The organism is Eubacterium ramulus ATCC 29099, assembly GCF_000469345.1.
GTDB lineage: Bacteria > Bacillota > Clostridia > Lachnospirales > Lachnospiraceae > Eubacterium_I > Eubacterium_I ramulus.
Genome location: NZ_KI271099.1, coordinates 1 through 18,734 on the forward strand (window position 1 = coordinate 1; position 18,734 = coordinate 18,734).

General features: G+C 39.8%; 35 protein-coding genes. 30 read left to right on the forward strand and 5 right to left on the reverse strand.

Going from position 1 to position 18,734, the window contains the following annotated elements; genetic code table 11:
- Positions 1-987 (forward strand): tyrosine-type recombinase/integrase (locus tag HMPREF0373_RS04020; protein ID WP_021738333.1); only part of this gene is annotated, 987 nt, incomplete at its 5' end.
- Positions 988-1,149: 162 nt separating this feature from the next.
- On the opposite strand, the gene HMPREF0373_RS04025 is transcribed toward HMPREF0373_RS04020, so the two are convergent.
- The 4 genes from HMPREF0373_RS04025 to HMPREF0373_RS15950 form a co-directional block, all read right to left on the reverse strand.
- Positions 1,150-1,854, reverse strand: a complete 705-nt coding sequence (locus HMPREF0373_RS04025; protein WP_021738334.1) for an Abi family protein — start codon at positions 1,852-1,854, stop codon at positions 1,150-1,152.
- 561 nt (positions 1,855-2,415) lie between these two features.
- Positions 2,416-3,963, reverse strand: coding sequence for a GIY-YIG nuclease family protein (locus HMPREF0373_RS17135; protein ID WP_022036149.1), 1,548 nt, complete (start codon positions 3,961-3,963; stop codon positions 2,416-2,418).
- A 75-nt stretch (positions 3,964-4,038) separates the two neighbouring features.
- Positions 4,039-4,497: an ImmA/IrrE family metallo-endopeptidase gene (locus HMPREF0373_RS04035; protein ID WP_021738337.1), complete on the reverse strand. Its 459-nt coding sequence runs from the start codon at positions 4,495-4,497 to the stop codon at positions 4,039-4,041.
- Between the two features lie 4 nt (positions 4,498-4,501).
- Positions 4,502-4,966, reverse strand: a complete 465-nt coding sequence (locus HMPREF0373_RS15950; RefSeq protein ID WP_021738338.1) for a helix-turn-helix domain-containing protein — start codon at positions 4,964-4,966, stop codon at positions 4,502-4,504.
- A 510-nt stretch (positions 4,967-5,476) separates the two neighbouring features.
- On the opposite strand from HMPREF0373_RS15950, the gene HMPREF0373_RS04045 reads away from it, so the two are divergent.
- From HMPREF0373_RS04045 to HMPREF0373_RS04050, 3 genes are all read left to right on the forward strand, one after another.
- Positions 5,477-5,701, forward strand: coding sequence for a helix-turn-helix transcriptional regulator (locus HMPREF0373_RS04045; protein ID WP_021738341.1), 225 nt, complete (start codon positions 5,477-5,479; stop codon positions 5,699-5,701).
- 94 nt (positions 5,702-5,795) lie between these two features.
- Positions 5,796-5,912 carry a ribbon-helix-helix protein, CopG family gene (locus HMPREF0373_RS16335; protein WP_021738342.1) on the forward strand — a complete coding sequence of 39 codons (117 nt, stop codon included), beginning with the start codon at positions 5,796-5,798 and terminating at the stop codon, positions 5,910-5,912.
- 52 nt (positions 5,913-5,964) lie between these two features.
- A complete protein-coding gene (locus HMPREF0373_RS04050) occupies positions 5,965-6,135 on the forward strand; it encodes a hypothetical protein (RefSeq protein WP_021738343.1) in 171 nt (56 codons plus the stop codon).
- 4 nt (positions 6,136-6,139) lie between these two features.
- Here the strand turns inward: HMPREF0373_RS04050 and HMPREF0373_RS04055 are convergent, their stop codons facing one another.
- On the reverse strand, positions 6,140-6,811 hold the full coding sequence (locus HMPREF0373_RS04055; RefSeq protein ID WP_022036151.1) for a DUF4145 domain-containing protein: 672 nt from the start codon (positions 6,809-6,811) through the stop codon (positions 6,140-6,142).
- A 101-nt stretch (positions 6,812-6,912) separates the two neighbouring features.
- Between HMPREF0373_RS04055 and HMPREF0373_RS04060 the strand changes: the two genes are divergently transcribed.
- From HMPREF0373_RS04060 to HMPREF0373_RS04170, 26 genes are all read left to right on the forward strand, one after another.
- On the forward strand, positions 6,913-7,110 hold the full coding sequence (locus HMPREF0373_RS04060; protein WP_021738345.1) for a hypothetical protein: 198 nt from the start codon (positions 6,913-6,915) through the stop codon (positions 7,108-7,110).
- A gap of 4 nt (positions 7,111-7,114) precedes the next feature.
- Positions 7,115-7,312 carry a hypothetical protein gene (locus tag HMPREF0373_RS04065; protein ID WP_021738346.1) on the forward strand — a complete coding sequence of 66 codons (198 nt, stop codon included), beginning with the start codon at positions 7,115-7,117 and terminating at the stop codon, positions 7,310-7,312.
- Entirely contained in the window at positions 7,302-7,502 is a 201-nt protein-coding gene (locus tag HMPREF0373_RS04070) for a hypothetical protein (protein ID WP_021738347.1), read from the forward strand. The genes HMPREF0373_RS04065 and HMPREF0373_RS04070 overlap by 11 nt, the downstream gene beginning before the upstream one ends.
- Positions 7,503-7,563: 61 nt before the next feature.
- On the forward strand, positions 7,564-7,851 hold the full coding sequence (locus tag HMPREF0373_RS04075) for a hypothetical protein (protein WP_022036153.1): 288 nt from the start codon (positions 7,564-7,566) through the stop codon (positions 7,849-7,851).
- Positions 7,848-8,150, forward strand: coding sequence for a hypothetical protein (locus HMPREF0373_RS04080; RefSeq protein ID WP_021738349.1), 303 nt, complete (start codon positions 7,848-7,850; stop codon positions 8,148-8,150). Before HMPREF0373_RS04075 ends, HMPREF0373_RS04080 begins: the two co-directional genes overlap by 4 nt.
- Before the next feature lie 56 nt (positions 8,151-8,206).
- A complete protein-coding gene (locus tag HMPREF0373_RS17710) occupies positions 8,207-8,323 on the forward strand; it encodes a helix-turn-helix transcriptional regulator (protein WP_021738350.1) in 117 nt (38 codons plus the stop codon).
- A 34-nt stretch (positions 8,324-8,357) separates the two neighbouring features.
- Positions 8,358-8,594, forward strand: coding sequence for a hypothetical protein (locus tag HMPREF0373_RS04085; RefSeq protein WP_021738351.1), 237 nt, complete (start codon positions 8,358-8,360; stop codon positions 8,592-8,594).
- A gap of 267 nt (positions 8,595-8,861) precedes the next feature.
- Complete coding sequence (locus HMPREF0373_RS04090; protein WP_021738352.1) at positions 8,862-9,344, forward strand: siphovirus Gp157 family protein; 483 nt, start codon at positions 8,862-8,864, stop codon at positions 9,342-9,344.
- A gap of 9 nt (positions 9,345-9,353) precedes the next feature.
- Positions 9,354-10,010 carry a DEAD/DEAH box helicase family protein gene (locus HMPREF0373_RS04095; protein ID WP_021738353.1) on the forward strand — a complete coding sequence of 219 codons (657 nt, stop codon included), beginning with the start codon at positions 9,354-9,356 and terminating at the stop codon, positions 10,008-10,010.
- Entirely contained in the window at positions 9,994-10,599 is a 606-nt protein-coding gene (locus HMPREF0373_RS04100) for a hypothetical protein (protein ID WP_021738354.1), read from the forward strand. Before HMPREF0373_RS04095 ends, HMPREF0373_RS04100 begins: the two co-directional genes overlap by 17 nt.
- Before the next feature lie 14 nt (positions 10,600-10,613).
- Positions 10,614-11,138 carry an ERCC4 domain-containing protein gene (locus HMPREF0373_RS04105; protein WP_021738355.1) on the forward strand — a complete coding sequence of 175 codons (525 nt, stop codon included), beginning with the start codon at positions 10,614-10,616 and terminating at the stop codon, positions 11,136-11,138.
- Positions 11,122-11,730, forward strand: a complete 609-nt coding sequence (locus HMPREF0373_RS04110) for a DUF4373 domain-containing protein (RefSeq protein WP_021738356.1) — start codon at positions 11,122-11,124, stop codon at positions 11,728-11,730. The genes HMPREF0373_RS04105 and HMPREF0373_RS04110 overlap by 17 nt, the downstream gene beginning before the upstream one ends.
- The gene (locus HMPREF0373_RS16680) at positions 11,720-11,890 is read left to right on the forward strand and encodes a hypothetical protein (RefSeq protein WP_021738357.1); all 171 of its coding nucleotides are present in this window, start codon (positions 11,720-11,722) and stop codon (positions 11,888-11,890) included. Before HMPREF0373_RS04110 ends, HMPREF0373_RS16680 begins: the two co-directional genes overlap by 11 nt.
- Complete coding sequence (locus HMPREF0373_RS04115) at positions 11,877-13,718, forward strand: AAA family ATPase (protein ID WP_044962870.1); 1,842 nt, start codon at positions 11,877-11,879, stop codon at positions 13,716-13,718. Before HMPREF0373_RS16680 ends, HMPREF0373_RS04115 begins: the two co-directional genes overlap by 14 nt.
- 11 nt (positions 13,719-13,729) lie before the next feature.
- On the forward strand, positions 13,730-13,945 hold the full coding sequence (locus tag HMPREF0373_RS04120) for a hypothetical protein (protein WP_021738359.1): 216 nt from the start codon (positions 13,730-13,732) through the stop codon (positions 13,943-13,945).
- Positions 13,935-14,543, forward strand: coding sequence for a hypothetical protein (locus tag HMPREF0373_RS04125; RefSeq protein ID WP_021738360.1), 609 nt, complete (start codon positions 13,935-13,937; stop codon positions 14,541-14,543). Before HMPREF0373_RS04120 ends, HMPREF0373_RS04125 begins: the two co-directional genes overlap by 11 nt.
- A 12-nt stretch (positions 14,544-14,555) precedes the next feature.
- Positions 14,556-14,783, forward strand: coding sequence for a hypothetical protein (locus HMPREF0373_RS04130; protein ID WP_021738361.1), 228 nt, complete (start codon positions 14,556-14,558; stop codon positions 14,781-14,783).
- A gap of 61 nt (positions 14,784-14,844) precedes the next feature.
- Positions 14,845-15,198 carry a DUF551 domain-containing protein gene (locus HMPREF0373_RS04135; RefSeq protein WP_021738362.1) on the forward strand — a complete coding sequence of 118 codons (354 nt, stop codon included), beginning with the start codon at positions 14,845-14,847 and terminating at the stop codon, positions 15,196-15,198.
- Complete coding sequence (locus HMPREF0373_RS16685) at positions 15,195-15,371, forward strand: hypothetical protein (RefSeq protein ID WP_021738363.1); 177 nt, start codon at positions 15,195-15,197, stop codon at positions 15,369-15,371. The genes HMPREF0373_RS04135 and HMPREF0373_RS16685 overlap by 4 nt, the downstream gene beginning before the upstream one ends.
- The gene (locus tag HMPREF0373_RS04140) at positions 15,358-15,594 is read left to right on the forward strand and encodes a hypothetical protein (protein WP_021738364.1); all 237 of its coding nucleotides are present in this window, start codon (positions 15,358-15,360) and stop codon (positions 15,592-15,594) included. The genes HMPREF0373_RS16685 and HMPREF0373_RS04140 overlap by 14 nt, the downstream gene beginning before the upstream one ends.
- Positions 15,581-15,925 carry a hypothetical protein gene (locus HMPREF0373_RS04145; RefSeq protein WP_021738365.1) on the forward strand — a complete coding sequence of 115 codons (345 nt, stop codon included), beginning with the start codon at positions 15,581-15,583 and terminating at the stop codon, positions 15,923-15,925. Before HMPREF0373_RS04140 ends, HMPREF0373_RS04145 begins: the two co-directional genes overlap by 14 nt.
- A gap of 147 nt (positions 15,926-16,072) precedes the next feature.
- A complete protein-coding gene (locus HMPREF0373_RS04150) occupies positions 16,073-16,501 on the forward strand; it encodes a hypothetical protein (protein ID WP_242831181.1) in 429 nt (142 codons plus the stop codon).
- 165 nt (positions 16,502-16,666) lie between these two features.
- Positions 16,667-17,119, forward strand: coding sequence for a hypothetical protein (locus HMPREF0373_RS04155; protein ID WP_021738367.1), 453 nt, complete (start codon positions 16,667-16,669; stop codon positions 17,117-17,119).
- A gap of 9 nt (positions 17,120-17,128) precedes the next feature.
- Positions 17,129-17,344 (forward strand): hypothetical protein, encoded by a 216-nt coding sequence (locus HMPREF0373_RS04160; RefSeq protein WP_021738368.1) that lies wholly within the window; start codon positions 17,129-17,131, stop codon positions 17,342-17,344.
- A 78-nt stretch (positions 17,345-17,422) separates the two neighbouring features.
- Positions 17,423-18,478 (forward strand): Ig-like domain-containing protein, encoded by a 1,056-nt coding sequence (locus HMPREF0373_RS04165; protein WP_021738369.1) that lies wholly within the window; start codon positions 17,423-17,425, stop codon positions 18,476-18,478.
- The coding region (locus HMPREF0373_RS04170) for a PF13754 domain-containing protein (protein ID WP_021738370.1) at positions 18,478-18,734 on the forward strand (257 nt) is incomplete at its 3' end. The genes HMPREF0373_RS04165 and HMPREF0373_RS04170, both read left to right, overlap by 1 nt.

Here is an 18,734-nt window from a genome sequence, read left to right on the forward strand (position 1 = left end):
AAAAAAGACCTTAACGACGGTATCGACACAGTTGGCGGTAAAATGACAGTCTGCCAGCTCTACGACAAGAAAAACAGCCAAAGAAAGAACATCAAAAGGGCTACTGAAAAGGGACGACAGTATCTTATGAATGCTTTGAAAAATGACCCATTGGGTATGAGGGCGATTGATACTGTTAAGCAGTCGGACGCTAAAGAATGGGCTATCAGAATGAGCGAAAAAGGATATGCCTATAAAACGATTGATAACTATAAGCGTTCCTTGAAAGCTTCATTTTACATGGCGATACAAGACGACTGTATCAGAAAGAACCCATTTGACTTTAAGCTAAGTGATGTTCTGGAAGATGATACGGAGCAGAAAGTTATCCTTACACCAGAGCAGGAAGAACGCCTGCTTGCCTTTATGGAAAAGGACAAGATTTACAACAAGTATTATGATGAGGTTGTGCTTCTGCTGGAAACGGGACTTCGTATTTCTGAATTTTTCGGACTAACGACGCATATTGATATGCAGAACAGAATACTCAATATAGACCACCAGTTATTGAAAGACAGCGAAATCGGCTACTATATTGAAACGCCTAAGACCAAAAACGGAAAACGGGAACTTCCATTGACAGAACGGGCTTATCAAGCAATCCAAAGAATACTAAAGAGCAGAGGAAAAGCACAACCGCTGATTGTAGGTGGTTACAGCAATTTCCTATTCTTAAACCGTGAGGGCTTGCCTAAAGTTGCAGGAAACTATGAGGGCATGGTGCGAGGATTGATTAAGAAGTATAACAAATATCACACGGACAAGTTACCGAACATCACACCACATTCATTCCGACATACTTATTGTACGAATATGGCAAACAAAGGAATGAACCCTAACACTCTGCAATATCTCATGGGACACGCTAATATAACCATGACACTTGGTTATTACGCACACGGTACATTTCAATCTGCAAAAGCAGAACTGGAAAGGCTGGCTTGTTAATATCGGAGCTTATATTTACTACTCATTTACTACTTTTGCTTGCATTTTCATGCTGGTAAATGCCAGCTTATGCAAGGTATCTTCCAAAAAGAAAATACCGATAAAGTCCTAAAATACGGGATATATCGGCATTTACCAACTTATGAAAAGATAATCAGAAATTTAGTAAGTTTTTCTGGTTAAACAATATACACGTTCATTATGAGCACAGGCATTTCGTATCTTTCTCATCCAATGTAAACTGCCAATGAGAAGTTTTACATTTGCTCGTCCTTGCTCATCTTCTAGTCCGTAAAGCTGACAGAGAGAATGTGAAATGTCAATTTTACTACAATGTATAATATCTATGAATGTTGAAAAATTTACAACTTTGATCATGATCCATGTAGGAATTTGTTTATGGTTATCCATGTAAAACTTAACATAATCAAGTTGACTTCGGCTAAGTTCATTGTACGCTTTGGATATAACTGACATTTTATCTTGTAAAGACTTGTTTGGTGAATATGCGTTGGTGTCATACCAAGGAATTTTTCCATTATCATTACATTCATCAAATTTATATCCAGCTAATGTACGAGTTTCTTCTTCAACCTGTGTAATATATTTCAGTAAAAAAGATCTTAGTTGATCATCGAATTGTTTTACCGCTTGAAGTTGGCTAATTGTTGTTCCAGATATATAAATATGATTGCCAGAAGCATCTTGACCACTAACAAAAGGAGTTTTATAGCCATTTACAATATTAAAATATCCAGCACGCACCAAAATCTTTTTGTGATTGGAACCATTACATTCGATGTGTTTGTCGTTTCTTAATTTTTTCATCTGCTGGTTGTAAGTCAAGAATAGTTTATCTTCATTCATTGTACATCCTTTCTGTGCTAAACATTTTATCGAATTTGTAAGAGTTTCTTACATATTGCTCACATAAACCATTTCGGTATGTTCACCGAGATGGTTTTGCTTCATACTGCACTTGGCATTAACCATTTTTCCAATCTCGGGAAAATGGTCATTTACAGAGCTATGACCATTTTTATTAATTCCTTGCCGGTTCCTGTTGGTAGCAGGAGCCGGTTTTTAAATTGACATTTAAAGCATATTTGCTATAATATACTTAACAGGAAAGCCGGGAGATAGATGAAGCCTATCCGCTCCGGTGCAAAGTTAATAGTTACTATTCAAGCAAGCTACCTACTCCGGCCAAGAGACAAGGTAGCTTGCTTATTTCTTATAATTCAGAATTGCCACAATGAGCATGGCCACGGTTAAAATCACCATGAATTCTTCATATGTAGACATAAGCGTCACCCTCTCTAACAGGATTAGAACGGATGACTGCATACCTTCCCAGCTCCCCTGGTAAATATATTATTCAGTTTTTATTGGTTCCCCCCACTCACAGGGAGCAGGGGAGTGTGAATTTTAATCGTCGTCCTCATCGGATTCTTCATCAGATAAAAGATAATCGTTGGAATAGTTTTCGTCTGATGATAGAGACTGCCTGAATTCTTCTGCTAACATAGTTTTGTTGAACTCTGCAGTTGGCTCGATATCTGTTACCAGCTGTTCAAGCTCATCGATGGTTGTATAGAAAAATTCTTTTCTCATATTTACTTTATTTACACGTTTGTCATTAAGGATAGTATGTAATTTCTTTTCCAAACCAACAGCATCATCTGAAAAGATAAAGCTATGTACATCAAATTTGAATGGAACAGAAGCATCACCCAACTCATTTACACGATCCTGCGGATTAAGGCGGCGCGTCATACCGATTTTGAATACATTTTCACCAAAGGAACCAAGATTACTGATAACGTATACATTGCCGGCTTTTCCGTTGGCAAGATTGGAAATTTCTTCTTTTTTGACGATAACATCTGCAAGTTGTGACTGTAATTCCAAAATACGTGCATTTAACTGTTCCAGTTCATTCTCTTTAGCCTGTGTCAGCTGTTCTTTTAATTTTTCAATTTCAGTATGATATTTGGATTCTTCTTTTTCAACTTTCTTACGTTCCTCTTCAAGAGCCTTACGTTCCTGTGCTTCCTGACGCATTTGTTCTCTAATAGCCATCTGTTCCTGACGAGCCTGTTCCTTCTTAACGTAGTAATTGTATTCAATTTTTACTGCGTTGATAAAGAGATATTCGATTTCTCCGATAAATTTTGTGAGTGTACCGGCAATACTCTGATTTCCCTCACCAGCGACCAATAAGAATTTCTGGGTAACTTTTTTCACGTCCTCAATGGATGTATCTAGTTTTTCATATTTTAAATTGTATAAAATATTTTGAAGCTCTGATCTTAATGCAAGCACCATGAGTTTGTAAATAGCCTGATTTGCTTTTGTGGTATAACGAGCTGAATATTTCTGCAATACAGAATCAATCTGTTTATCGTTCTGGCGGTAAGCTTTGCGCAGATCTTTTACATCCATGCAGTGAAGTTTCAAAATTACAGATGGGCTGATTTCTTCAATATCTGATAATTTATTTTCCGGAAAACGGAGAGCAGCGGCCGATGGCTCATAATTTAAATAATTATCAAAAGTATAATTGATGGCCTTTACCAGCTCTTTGATTTTGTTCAACTTATTTGTCTGAGTTTTTATATTTTTTGACAATTTTTCTTCTTGAGCAGATAAAGAAGTAAGGATAGCAGTAATTTCATCGCATTTGATCGATTTTTTAGAAACTTCCTGCTCTAAATCATGTAATTCTTTTTTTATACGTTTATGAGAATTTTCCAGTTGTTTTTCATAGTTATTTTTTAAATCTTCTTCTTTTTGAGCGTATTCTTTTTCAAGGGAAGAAATCATTTCTTTTATTTTGAGATAATCGTATATACCTAATTCACTCATTTTCTGATGCATAGACGAATTATCGCTAAATAATGCCTGGTTTTCAGCAGTGAGGCGTTCAATTTCTGATTTAAATTGTTTGATTTTGAAAATATCTCCAAATCCCATAATAAAATCCTTTCTACTTTTGTAAAATATATTTACCATAAATTGTAATTGGTAGTAATAACAGTGTAAAATTTTTTATTCTTTTTTAAATACAGTCAAACCTGGGATAAAATAGATTATATAGTTGTCTACCGTGGTGTACACTCCATATTTATCCCTGTATGCGTTCAGTGCATCATTCAGAAATACTTCTGTTACTTCCAGATATTCAGCTACTTCATAGCTGTTCCGGCAACCATTTTTGTAAGCATCTATTATTCCCATTAATCCAACCATTTCATTGTATGCCCACATTCTGGCACGAAACTCTTGCTTTCGGTTTTGGATATCTGTCTGATCTATAATATCACCGGATGTTGTGAAGTGGTGTCCGCGTTCCTCTGCAAGTATACAGGCTTTTTCAGTTTGCGTTTTTAATCCTTTATGGATTGCAATACGATTTTTGTAAATCCGTCCACCATAACCGGGGATATCTTTTTCTTTTACAATTAAATTATCATGTTCTGATTTTATTAGAAGTTCTTCGTAAGTCACATGATCACTCCCATTCGTCAGGGTTTTTCATAATATCATCAGCATGCCGTTTCTGATCTGGGGTTGCACCATTGTCATGTGCGGCATTTAAAACAAGTTCATCTTCCATTTTTTGTGTGGTAAGAAGTGTATTGGTATATGCAGTGCATTTCTGCTTGTTCTTATCGTTTAATTTGCGATAGGAGAGAATTAAGTTTGCTTCATCATCAGTATCGCATTGGAAACTTTTGACAGTTGTATCAGGTACTGTTTGACGATCTTCTATCAAATCGGATCTATTAATATTAAAATATTCTGCCAACATGTTTACTTTATCCATGCGTGGAAGTCTTGTCCCATTACACCATGTAGATACAGCAGATTTATTGAATCCTAAATCATTTATGAGATCAATTTGTTCCTTGTTATTTATAGACATATAATATCGGAGATTTTGTGAAAATATTTGTTTGTATTTATCATCACTCATTATAGAAACCCTCCTTTTGTATTTGTAAGTTTACTATATTACAAAAAGTAGAAAAAATCAATACGAAAATTCAAATAAGTTTACAAAAAGTATTGACATCTACAAAAAGTAGAGTTATACTTATATCATCAAATGACAGGGAGGTGAAAACAATGAGCCAAAAGAAAGGCAATAAAAAAGACAAGCACGATATCGCAACTATCGCACTTGTCACAGCCATAATCAGTCTAATTGGTCAAATCGTTGATTTAATCAATAAACTGGCAAACTGAGTATGGTGGAGGGAGAGAGATCTCCCTCTTAGAAAAAAATACCTTTTATATGGTTCATTGTCAAGATATATTTGAAATAAGTCGAAAGGCGGTGAAAACTATGTTTGGAATAACAATGGATATTATTCAGATTACATTGGATATTGTGATGGTTGTATTGTTGGCAAATCTGGTAAAGAAAAATAAGTAGTCTATAGCTGTCCTATCGGCTATACGGGGGATAGAAAGAGGTGAGAAATTGGAAACATTACAAATTTCTCTTGCGGCGGCTAGAGTGAATGCGGGCATGACGCAAGAGGAAGTGGCAAAAAGAATGCATGTATCTAAAACGACAATTGTAAATTGGGAAAAAGGAAAAATAGTTCCGGGTATTCCAGAAATGGAAATGCTTTCTAGGATTTATAGAATTCCACAAAACAATATTTTTTTGCCTTGTTACTCTACTAAAAGTAGAATAAAATAAATGTCAAAGTCTATTGACAAACCTCTGAGCTGACGCTCATCAGAAAACCTCTATGGTTTTGCTATCATTTTGATATCGAAAGAGAGGTGATGAGATGGTACAGACAACAATCCGGCTTCCGGAAAAGCTTTATGAAAAATTAAAGCAGGAAGCCAAAAAGAGAGGAATGTCGTTGAATGCGTATCTGATCAGTGTTCTGTGGGATGCGTAGGATTATTCGCAACAGAAGATGATCCAGCAGAGCAAGAAGGGAGTGAGTAGCGATGGCAAGACCGAGAGGAACTGATTCGGCAAAAGTAATCAAAGTAATTGAAACCCAGTCCCTAAGAGGGAGTGGAACAAAAGAAGATAATTGCAGAGTAGTTACACAGTATTGGGATTTTGATGGGAATTTACTGGCGGAATATGATCCGTGTGCAAAAGAAAAAGAGTAGTTTCCTACTCAGTTTTCTTTCGAGCATTCTGTTTTGTCTGATCAATACCAATGATATCAGCATATAACTGCTGTTGGTTATGACGTTCAATGTACCATTGTTGAATTAGTAATTCAATAAGTTTTATAAGTTTTTGCGCTTCATCTGGATCAATATCGATAATTAAGTTTATATCTTTTTCCATATGAGCGCCGATGTTTCCAATGCGACGTATTCCATCTAATACAGCCCATTGATCTGTTGGTATTTGAGTTTTTATAGCGTTGATTTCTTCATATAGGCTATTTTTTGCTATCTGAAAGAAGTCACGAATCATTCCTTGAAGACAACGGCGAGACAATGTTGCGGAGGCTTTAGGACTTAATGAAACAATGGCGCAAGCCTCTTCATAATCTGTACGAATCGTTTGTGGTATGTAATCAGGAAATTGTTTTGCGGTAGATAAAGGGTAAAGAGGAATTGTTTTTTGGGGCATTTTTGATCCTAAATAATCAGCAAAACTTGTGATTGCTTCACAATTAGGACATTTGTACATGCGAATTTTTAAATTGTAAGTATCATCATCTTGATAAGACATACCGTTGAATTTTCGAAAATCTGCATCAGTGGACCAGTATGTTGAATCGATAACAGGCATCGTATGATTACAAAATGGACAAGTAAAACTATCAAGCATAATAAGTTATTCCTTTCATCATTTGATGAAACAATTATACCAGTAGTCGAGTAACCAGACAACCCACAAGTACATATCTTCTAAGAGAGGAAGGTGAGAGCATGACATATTCAAAGGTAGAGACATTTAACATTGATGGATGCAAAGTCAGAGTGCATTTCCCAGATCTTCCAGAAGAGGAGAGAGCGAAGCGAAAAAACGCACTGATGAAGGCGGCGGAACGCTTTCTGAAACATGCAGAGCGTGTGAAGAAAGAGAAAGCTGAGCAGGAGAATATGCCAGAAGCAAAGGAAGGATAAAACCATGAACAAAATGAAAATTGCCGGAATCATCATATCGATAGTGGCAGCAGCCGTGTTTGTGTTTCTGTATTTTGGCAGACCACACACGGTAATAAATGCAATTCTGGTGATGTTGGCCGGAGGCGTTGCGGTGCTTGGATTAATGATGATCTCGGTAGTAGAAGAAATTAATCTGGAGGATACAGAAGATGAAAAATAAGATTGCATTCGGACTATGCGCCGCAGGTCTTGGAATAGCCTCCATCGGAATGATGGGGCTGTCTAGTGAGGGACAAGCCGGATTTGTTCTGGCGGTGAAGATCACAGCTGTTGGACTGGTGATTGCCGGTGCAGGAATAATTCTGAACAAAATAAAAGAGCGTGGAACCTTCGACAATCACACGCTCTAAACCAATGACATAGGTATAAAACCTATGTCTGGAGTATAGCAGACAGGAGATGAAAAAGCAAATGAAAAAAGAAGAATTGAAAGCAATCAGGGACTGGTGTGAATCAGTGGTTGCCGTAAGAAGAGCAGAAAATAATGCATTGAAACATACACCAAGAGGAGTTATTTCATTAACTGAGAGTCAGTCTGATCGCACAATCCAAGTGTATTCAGGAATTGAAAATATCGCGCATGCAATGAAAGCAGTGCTACATATTGATATTTACAGCGATAACACGTACCAGAAGTGGATTACTTATAAAGGCATTAAAATCATGCAGCTTGAGTTTTTCGTGGAGGTGGCGAAATGAGAGAGTGGAAAATCATCTGTGATCATTGCGGTGTAGAAATCACCGGAAATCCGTTTGCGGTGACGCTGGAACGTGTCGGTCGGGAAGAGGATGCTCCGGTAATTGGAGAAACATATAGGTTAGATCTGTGCAAAAAATGTGCAGATAAATTGCGAAGTTGGAAGGCGGTGCATGCAAGTGCCGGAGTGGTTCCGGAGCGGAAAACACCGGATCCGGGAGAAAAGGAAATTTTCGAAGGACTTCCAGAATGGGAAGAGGACATTCCTGAGGAGAAACAAACCGAGGAGCTGCCCCCCTGAAGCCCCAAAAAACAACTAGAAAGAAAACAAAAAGCGGTACAGTTGACATCGGCAAGATGGTAGCACTAAGAAACGCAGGATGGACATACAAACAGATTGCAGAAGAAATGAAGCTGACAGAAAAGCAGGTAAGTAATTACCTGTATAACGCAAAGAAAAGGGAGAAAAAGTAAATGGATTACAAAAAAAAGATTCATAGAAGCATATATGGAGGCACAGCTGAAAGATGCCAGCGAAACCATGAAATGGGCATCAAATAAAATGAACAGCTACGCAGACGAATTTTCAACAGTAATAAATGGAAAATCGATGAAAGATACACCATTTATTATTGCCATAATGGAGACGATAGCAAAAAGGCTGCGCCAGAAAGATAATGAGTATGCAGAAAAAGCAGATGCCTTAGAAGAAATTTTTACGGGAGTCATGATCCCGAAAGAATAATATAGATCCACCGTCCTGCAGTCGGACGTTTAAAAATATTGGAACCTCTCAAATGATTTTTGATAAGTTAGCTGCAGTACATACTTTTTAAATTTGATTATAAATACACACAAACGTCCGACTGCAGGGCGGTGGAAGTGGGAGCAGATATGGATACAGCAATGGATTTATACGGCAGAGACTGTGCAGCACATCGTATGCAGCATGTAACACAGCAGCGCAGACAGGCGGAAGCCTATAAAACAATAGAAAGCGAGAAAAAAGATTATGAATATTTTTGGAATCACAGGTCAGTATCTGGAACTTCTCCAGATGGCAGAGGATGGATCGCTGGATCAGGACATGATCAATGATACATTGGAGGGTGTTGATTGGGAATTCGAGGAGAAAGCCGATGCCTATGCAAAGGTAATGAACTCACTGGATGGAACAGTGGCAGCCATCGATAAAGAGATTGAACGACTGTCACAGCACAAAAAGAGAATTTCCAACAACATCAAAGGCATCAAATACAATCTGGAACGCGCAATGCAGCTTACCGGAAAAACAAAATTCAAGACGGAGCTGTTTGGCTTTAGCATCCAGAAGAATCCTCCGGCGGTTGTGATCGACAATGAGGAGGATATTCCAAAAGAATATTACATTCCACAGGATCCGAAGCTGGATAGAACAGCGATTAAGAAGTTTCTGAAAGACAATGAAGTATCATGGGCGCATCTGCAGCAGGGTGAATCGCTGCGGATCAGATAGGAGGGTGTTATGGCAATTCCAGTATTAATCATTGGCAGATCCGGAACAGGCAAAAGTACAAGCCTTCGGAACTGCGTAGATAACCCTGATTGGAATCTGATCAGGGTATTAAATAAGCCGCTTCCATTCAAGGGAAAAATCAATGGATGGAACACAGATAATTATCAGCAGGTCATGAAGTGCCTGATCGCATCAAAGGCAAATAACATTGTCATAGATGATGCCGGGTATCTGATCACAAATATGTTTATGAACGGACACAGCTCAGCCGGTGGTGGAAATGGAGTGTTCACCCTGTACAACCAGATTGGGGATCACTTTTGGAATCTGATCCAGTTTATTTCCGAGAAAGTTCCAGAAAACAAAATCGTGTATGTGATGATGCATGAGGAATCCAATGATCTGGGAGAAATCAAACCGAAGACTATCGGCAAGTTGCTGGATGAAAAGGTTTGCATTGAAGGGATGTTCACTGTAGTACTCCGCTGTATGGCAGAGGGCAATAATCATCTGTTCGTGACACAGGCGGCAGACGGAGCAGTAAGCAAGTCCCCAATCGGCATGTTTGCTAATCTGACGATTGATAATGACATTTTACTGGTTGAAAAAGCAATCAGAGAATATTACGAGCTTGGAGGTAAGAAAGAAGATGCAGAAACCAAATGATTACGATAACACACAGGCCCAGGGCGAATATATTCCGGTGGAGTTGGGCGGACATAAATTGGTCATCAAGCAGGTGACCGAGACAACTTCCAAAACAGGAAAACCAATGATCGTTGTTTGTTTTGATTTTGCACCGGATGATGTGCAGCCTGGATACTTCATGGAGCAGTTCAAGAATGATATCCGACCGGATAAGAAATGGCCGAATCAGGCCACACAGTACATTTTAACGGAAGATGCCGATGGCAACTGCAGCCGTTCATTCAAAACATTTACAACCTGCGTTGAGCATTCCAATACAGGATTTGCCACAAAATGGGGCGATAACTTTGGCGCACAGTTCAAAGGGAAAAAAATTGGCGGTGTGTTCGGTGAACAGATGGATTACTACAATGGCAGAGAAATGACAAAACGTGTGATGCGCTGGTTTGTTTCTTTGGATAAGGTGACAACTGCAGTTATTCCGGAAAAAAATGAAACACAGGCATATAAAAACCATATGAATGGATATGCTGCAGGTGCCACACCGACAGGTGACGGTTTTATGAATATTCCAGCAGGAATTGATGAAGAACTGCCATTCAATTAAGGCGGTGATCTGGCTTGCAGATTCAGGTAGATACCCGAGAGCATAAAAAAGAATGGGAACGGGTTCAGAAACAATTTGACAAAATAGAGGACATACAGTATTTCCGGTCAAAGCTGTATGTTGGTGACTACCAGTCTTTGGATAATCCGAGACTGGTAATTGACCGGAAGAAAGATTTGCAAGAGTTGTGTGGTAACGTCACGCAGCAGCATGAAAGATTCAAGGCGGAGCTGATCCGGGCGATGCAGGCAGGAATACAGGTGGTTATATTGGTGGAACATGGCACTGATATTAATTGTTTGGAAGATGTCTATTTCTGGGAAAACCCAAGAAAGCACAGGATTATTTGGCGGACCATTAGCGGCCAGAAGGCTAAGACGGTAATCTCAGAGCGTGCCGTTGATGGAAAGCAGCTCTACAAGAGTCTTTGCACCATTCGGGACAGATACAATGTCCGGTTTGAATTTTGTAGCAAGAAAGAAACAGGAAAAGAAATCATCAGAATCCTGGGAGAGGAAGGAAATGCCAAGACCTTATAAAAAAGGACTGGATTACTTCGAACTTGATTGCTACTTGGATGACAAATTTGGAATGATAGAAGCTGAATTTGGAGATAAAGGGTTTGCAATAGCCGTTAAGCTTTACCAGCTTATTTACAGGGAGCTTGGTTACTATTGCGAATGGTCAGATGAACTGATCCCTCTGCACAAGTCTAAAATGGGTTTGAGCAGCGGGATCGGGACAATAAAGGAAGTTGTACAGGCTTGTATCAGAGTAGGTATTTTTTCACAGGAACTTTTCGATAAATATCACATCCTCACATCCAGAGGAATACAGGAAAGATATTTAAGAGCAGTGGCAAAACGAAAAGGAATTGAAGTGAAAAAAGAGTACTCTCTAGTTAAAGTCACACAAAACGCAGTTAATGACGGAAGAAACCCAGTAAATGACGTCAATAACCCAGTTAATGACGCTAAGAAAAGAAAAGAGAAGAAAAGAATAAATAATAGTGCTCCCGCACCTGCTCCGCCGGATCCTCCGGAAGACGATGATGAGTGGGAAGATCCGGAAGAATCGCTTCGCAAATGGGAGACGTGGAAAGCCCAACAGGAGAAGAGAGATGAGTCATGAGCAGGAGATTGTTGGAATTAAAGCACAGATTGCCATACTGGAAGAATTGCAGGCTGATTGTATGGATGGAAAGCTCTGGCATATCTACATGCGGATGATTGATGATCTGAATCAGAAACTAGATGAACTGACAAGAGGTATTGGAAATGGGAATGTATGAATTTAATCCAGGCGATGCGATGAGATTTGCGCGCTGGTATGGAGCAAGGACAAGACAGATAGGTGATGAGCTTCGTTTTGCGGAGTGCCCATATTGTAAAGGCAGAGGGCATGATAAAGATACATTTTCCATCAACCTTAATACCGGACAGTTTAAGTGCCTGAGAGCCGGATGCGGAGTTACCGGCAATATGCTGACATTATCCAGGGATTTTGATTTCAGTCTTGGAAATGAAGTGGATGAATACTATCGTCCAAAGAAGCAATATCGGAGCTTTAAGACACCGGCGGAACCGATCAAGCCGAAAGAGCCGGCAGTTGCTTATTTGGAATCACGTGGTATTAGTGCAGCTGTTGCGGAGCAGTATGAGATTACAACCTTAGAGAAGCAGCAGAATATCCTGGTTTTCCCATTTTATGATGAAACAGGAAAGCTGAGATTCATCAAGTATCGGAAGACAGATTTTGACAAGGCGAAAGACAAAAATAAAGAGTGGTGTGAAAAGGACTGTCGACCGATTCTGTTCGGTATGAAGCAGTGCAATGATAAATTCGACCGGCTGATCTTGACAGAGGGACAGCTTGACAGCTTAAGTGTTGCAACAGCAGGAATTGAGAATGCGGTATCTGTTCCAAGCGGAGCAAAAGGGTTTACCTGGGTACCGTATTGTTACAACTGGGTAAGCAAGTTTGAAGAAATCATTGTTTTTGGAGATTTCGAAAAAAACCATATCACACTATTGGAAGAGGTTGCCAGACGTTTTCCTTGCCGCATAAAGCACGTTAGGGAAGCTGATTACAGGAATTGTAAAGATGCAAATGAAATGCTCCAGAAATACGGTACAGAATGCATCAGACATGCTGTGGAAAATGCCGTATATCTTCCAGTGAATCATGTGCTGCCATTATCAGAAGTGGAAAATGTAAACATCTACGAATTGGAAAAGGTAAAGAGCGGCATCAGCGAACTGGATAAAATGCTCTATGGCGGTCTGCCGTTCGGAATGGTCTGCGTCATAGCCGGTAAGCGCGGCGATGGTAAGTCAACACTGGCCAGTCAGATTATTGCCCGTGTCATAGATCAGGGATATGCAGCGTTTACATATTCCGGGGAGTTACCGAATTACCTGTACAAAAGCTGGTTTGATTTTCAAGTAGCCGGAAGACACCATATCGTGGAGAATCAGACAGAGTATGGAACGGTGAACCGGTTTATCACAAATGCCAATCAGGAACTGATCAACGCATGGTACCAGGAAAAGGCATTTATTTATGACAATCGGATTGTTGAGAATGATGAAAAGGAAGATCTGCTCAAAAGCATCGAGCGTTCTATCCAACAGTATGGTGTCAGGGTGGTTCTGATTGATAACCTTATGACAGCAATGTATATCGATGAGCAGCGCGGCAGTGACCGATATGAGCAGCAGGGACAATTTGTACGAAACTTAACGAAACTGGCAATCAAATACAACTGTTTGATACTTCTATTAGCACATCAGAGAAAGAATGGTTATTCCACGGATATCAACGATGAGGTAAGCGGATCCGGTGATATCACAAACCTCGCAGGTCTGACAATTGGATATAACCGCGGGAACAGCGATGAGATTGGAAAGAGCATGAGCGCAGACCAGCGTAAGCTGATTGTGGCAAAGAACAGGCTGTTTGGAAAAATTAATCTGAATGGAATCATTCTGGATTATGATGAGCGGTCAAAAAGAATATATGGAACCGGGGACAATCTGGATTATCAGTATGGCTGGGATAAATCAGATGGATTTTACAGTGTTGATATTGATGAGTCAGACGAGTGCCCGTTTAAGTAGGAGCAAATATTATGCATGAAAAAATACAGGATGTCATGAATACGGCATGGAAGAATTATAAAGATTACCGGCGGTCTGGGGATATACGACAGTATACCAAGCAGATGAGCGCATTGGTGGAAAAATACAAAGGCGATCCGTTATTACTGCAATTTGCTGAGAACATGGCAATCACTTATGCGCCGGTAATTAATGCAATGGCAGAGGAGAAGAGAAATGAGCAATAAATTGGTCAGAAAGAAAAAAAATAAACCAAAGTACGGCTGGATGCAAGATGAGATTGACGCATTAGCCAGAAAAGATGCAAGGGGCCGTCAACTTGCCGGATATGGAGTTACGATGGCAAATCATGCATTGGAAATCGGATTCTGGGTTTTACATGATAAGTTCGGATTTGGAAAGAAACGTCTTAACCGGATGATGGACTGTATCAATGCTTATCTGGTAGCGGAATACAACGAAGAGCTAAGCATCAGACAATTACCGCTTGCTCTGCAGAAAATGAAAGTACAGATTGATGTGTGTGCGGAAGCCAAGAAAGTTCCGCAGCGATGCCGACTTAAGATGGCAGAGATGAGTCGTATGAATAATCCAAATGAATTTAGGACTAGAATGTACGTCATCACAGAAGCACTATCAGTTACCTATGCAATGATCTGCACGGAACTGGTCACCAGAGAGAAAATGAGTGGAGCAAAGATCTGTGAGTTCATGAATGAATGCACAGCTTTTATCAATGATTATCTGGACGGTGGCTGGGTATGTCAGGAAGATATCAGATATCAGTTAGAGAAGGAAACTGGAGTAAAGGTTGCGTTGAAGTAGGAGAGAAAAGCAATGTTTAAGATTGGAGAAAAATATAAAATTTATAAACATGTAACGAGAGAATTAAAGGAAAAGAAGTGGGTAAAGGCTGTTGTGGAACATATCCCGGAGCATGAACGGTTCGTCAGATTCCGGCTGCATTTCACAAACATGTATGGAGAGAATAGCAGCTACGTGGAATCGTACACGATGAGTGAACTGACAGAGATGATGAAAAGCGGGGAACTTGTGAGAGCGTAGATCTTGGATAAATCTTGGATAACCTTGGATGAATTAAGACAAGGTGGAAAGTGAGAAATAAATGAATGACGAAATATTGTTAGTGCAGAATGAAAGCGGAAAATTTGAAAAATATGAACCTTACGCAGAAATCGTATGCAATACGGAAGCAGAATTCGAAAAGATAAATGAAGCAATGCGACAGTATCAAGGGTGGATAGATATCAATGATAGACTTCCAGATCCGGAAGAATACGTGCTGGTGTCGTTTGAAAACTTCACACTTCCGGATATCGGAAGATATGAAGCAGAGAGTGATGGATCCGGAGCATTTTATCCGGGAGATGAAGATGCAAGCTATGTATCATTTGGAGTATTTGTTAATGCATGGATGCCATTGCCGAAAGTATACAGGAGAGAGGAGACAGAATCATGATTATCAAATCTGTAAAATTAGAGAACTGGGCAAAGAGCCAGAAGAGAGTAACTATTGGAAGAATCAGAAAAGAGTTTAACGTCAACGAGGAGCGTGCGCAGGTATATTACGATTATCTGAAGAGTACAGGCCTCGTTGGCAGAATGGGGATGGTAAATCATGAAAAAGACTGATGAGCAGCTGCAACAGGAAGTTGCAGAGATCCGCCGATTTGTGAATGGGGATTCCAAGCAGACAGCAAAAAAAGTGATTCCTATTGCATATAATGCGGCAATTGGAACAGCAGTGGGAGAATGTCCGGAATGCAGAACATTGCCATTAAGAGAATGTGATTGCGCATATTGCCCGAACTGCGGGCAGAAATTGGATTGGAGTGACGCACATGAGATTAATTGATGCAGACAAATTACTGGTTCATCTGAACGACTGTGCACTGTCAGCATCACCAGGTAGTGGAAGCCTCAGAGAACTAATGTTGGCAAGGGCTGAATATAATGCAATCCAGAACTGCATGAAAGCAGTGGAAGAGCAGCCGACAGCTTATGACGTGGAAAATATGATAAGCGAAGTGGAGGTAAAGATGAAGGCCATGTGGTACTTTTTAGACTGCCATTCAGCACAATGTGATAATGAGAGTGGTGGAGATTGCGGTTATTGTAAAAAAGATTTCTACGATGAGATTGATAAAATCGTTGAACAGTTGAAGAATGAGTTGAGCAATCATTGACAATCCTTGATTACCTTGCATCCATGGGAGGAAATCCAGAATGGAGCCTGTCATATCTTAGATGGCAGCAGCTAAGAGGTGAAATACAGATAAGTGGCAGCAGGGCAACGCTGCAGGAGCGGAATAAGGGAGGCGATGCCGTTGGAGATGACAAAGGAAAGACTGAAAGCGTATCGGAGCAATAAAGCTGAGATACTGGAACTGGATTATGCTCTGCAGAACCGCTGGAAGTCAGATACTATGATCGGGAATGATGTATTATTTGATTACAGCAAAGGTTATCCGATGCCACAATGTGTGGTTGGGTTCGACCAGGAGAAATACGAGCGGTTGCAGGATCGTGATTTGAATCGAAAACAACTTCTGGAAGCAGAGTGCAGAGAAGTGGAACAGTTTGTTGAGGGCGTTCAGGACAGCCTGACACATCGAATCTTCCGGATGCTGTACATAGATGGGCGGAAACCAATAAGACAGGAGCAGGTTGCGAAAAGTGTACACTTGGATCGCAGCAGAATCAGTAGAAAGATTGATAATTATCTGAAAAACGCACAAAAAGCACAAAATGCACAGTTATAATAATACTTGAGCCAAAGGCGGAAACCGGCGGCTCGATTTCTCCCCTATGAGAATAAACCTACTTAAAAGGCATTCGGAAACGGATGTCTTTTTCGTTTGCATATTAGTTCGGAATGGAATATTATAAAAGTAGGTTTATTTTGATATGACAGGGAGATACATAAGATGATAGAAAACAAGAATTTATTATTGTATAGTGCAGAAAAGTCTGTGAATGCTATATTTAAAGCAGGGGCAGAAAATGCAGATACAGAAGATGTTTATTTCGTTGTTGGAACAGCAATACATTGGATGTCAGATTGCATTGATCGTATTCCAATTGCCCAAATAAAAGAGGAGCATAAACAATTATTTTCAGCATTGCGGTTTGCAAATAATTGTTTAAAGCATAATATAACATTTGAAAATGCACATAAAGTGAAAAGGTTTGGTTATCCTTATGATTATGCATATGATTATGGAACACATTATAACTGGATATCATTAGATCAAGTGAAAATAAGTGAAAAAAGTGAAAACCAACGGAAAAATTATAAAAGTGAATTGGAAGGAAAAAATATTGCAATTACATTGTTGGAAATACTAAATATTGTAAAAGAATATTATGATATGGTTTAGGGAGTTTTTATGGTAAAAAAAGTATCTGATTATCCCGAATTTGAAAAATATAAAAATTTACTTGAGAAAATAAATAGTGAAAGAGTTTTTTCAATACAGAATAAAAACGATGAATTTTGGCTAGTGGAAGAATGTGATGAATATTTTTTTCATGAACTTACAAAACAAGATTGTTTAGAATTATCAGAGTTATTTGCTGAAATTGCAAAACTCATAAAAGAATAAGTAGCAAACATTGACTAGGGCAGCAGGATTTACCTGCTGTCTTTTTATTATACAAAAAAATAACCGGAGGAGAGGACTATGGCAGAAAGCAGGCTGATCACAATTTCAAAAGCAGAACTAGATCCGAACCCGGTCCAGACAGGAAAAAGTTATATAGTCCGCGTTACGCTGGAAAAGAAAGCGTATCGGCTGGATTATCCATATGATTATGCACACGATTATGCGAAAGGAGACGAAAGTATGAGTGTAAAAACAGTACAGGCGGTCATTAATGGCCAGACTTATACACTTACAAAAAACACCAGCACAGGCAAGTACGAAGCAACCATTACAGCTCCGTCAAAATCCAGTTATACATTATCCGGACATTATTATCCGGTAACGGTAAAAGCAACCGATGATGCTGGAAACGTAACCACAAAAGATGCAACAGACAGCACATTGGGTGCAAGCCTGAGATTGCAGGTAAAAGAGAAAGTTGTTCCTGTGATCACAATCACCGCACCGACTGCAAGCCAGTATCTTGCAAACAGCACACCTGCCATTGCATGGAAGATCACAGATGATGATTCTGGAGTTAATCCGTCCACAATCGCTCTGAAAATTGACGGTACTGCGGTAGATACATCCAAGATCAAAAAGACTGCAGTGACAGGCGGCTACACTTGCAGCTACACACCAACATCAGCTCTGTCAGATGGAGCACATACCGTTGTGGCAACTGCGAGTGACTACGATGGAAATGCAGCTGCACAGAAATCCGTAACATTTACTGTTGATACGATTCCTCCGACATTGTCTATCTCTGCACCGGCCGAAGGATTTATTACAAATAAATCTACCGTAACGGTTAAAGGTACCACAGACGATGCAACCAGCAAGCCGGTTACAGTTACTGTAAATGGAGCCCCCATACCCGTTACTCCTAGTGGAACCTTCAGCAACGATGTAACGCTGAAAGAGGGCAGCAATACCATCACCATTGTCGCAAAAGACAAAGCAGGAAAGACAACAACCGTAACCAGAACAGTGAAACTGGATACTGCACCTCCGGTTATCAAATCTGCAACTATCACACCGAACCCGGTTGATTGTGGTAAGACATTCGTTATTTCTGTAGAGGTAACAGACTAATGACCACGCAGGTATGGGGCTTGCTTGGCAGCAGTAAGATCATCTTCGACCGAACAGATGGAAATATCTGGAAGGTGACAGTCCCATTTTTAGAGAGCGGCGAGTATATCGTCGCTCTTTATGCGTTGGATGATGCAGGAAATCAGGCTTATGTTGCGACTATTTTGTATGTGGTTGACATTGAGAACATCCAATATGAAATTCGGATGCTGGATTACGCATCAGAAGCACAGACGACTGGTTTTACGATTGAAGC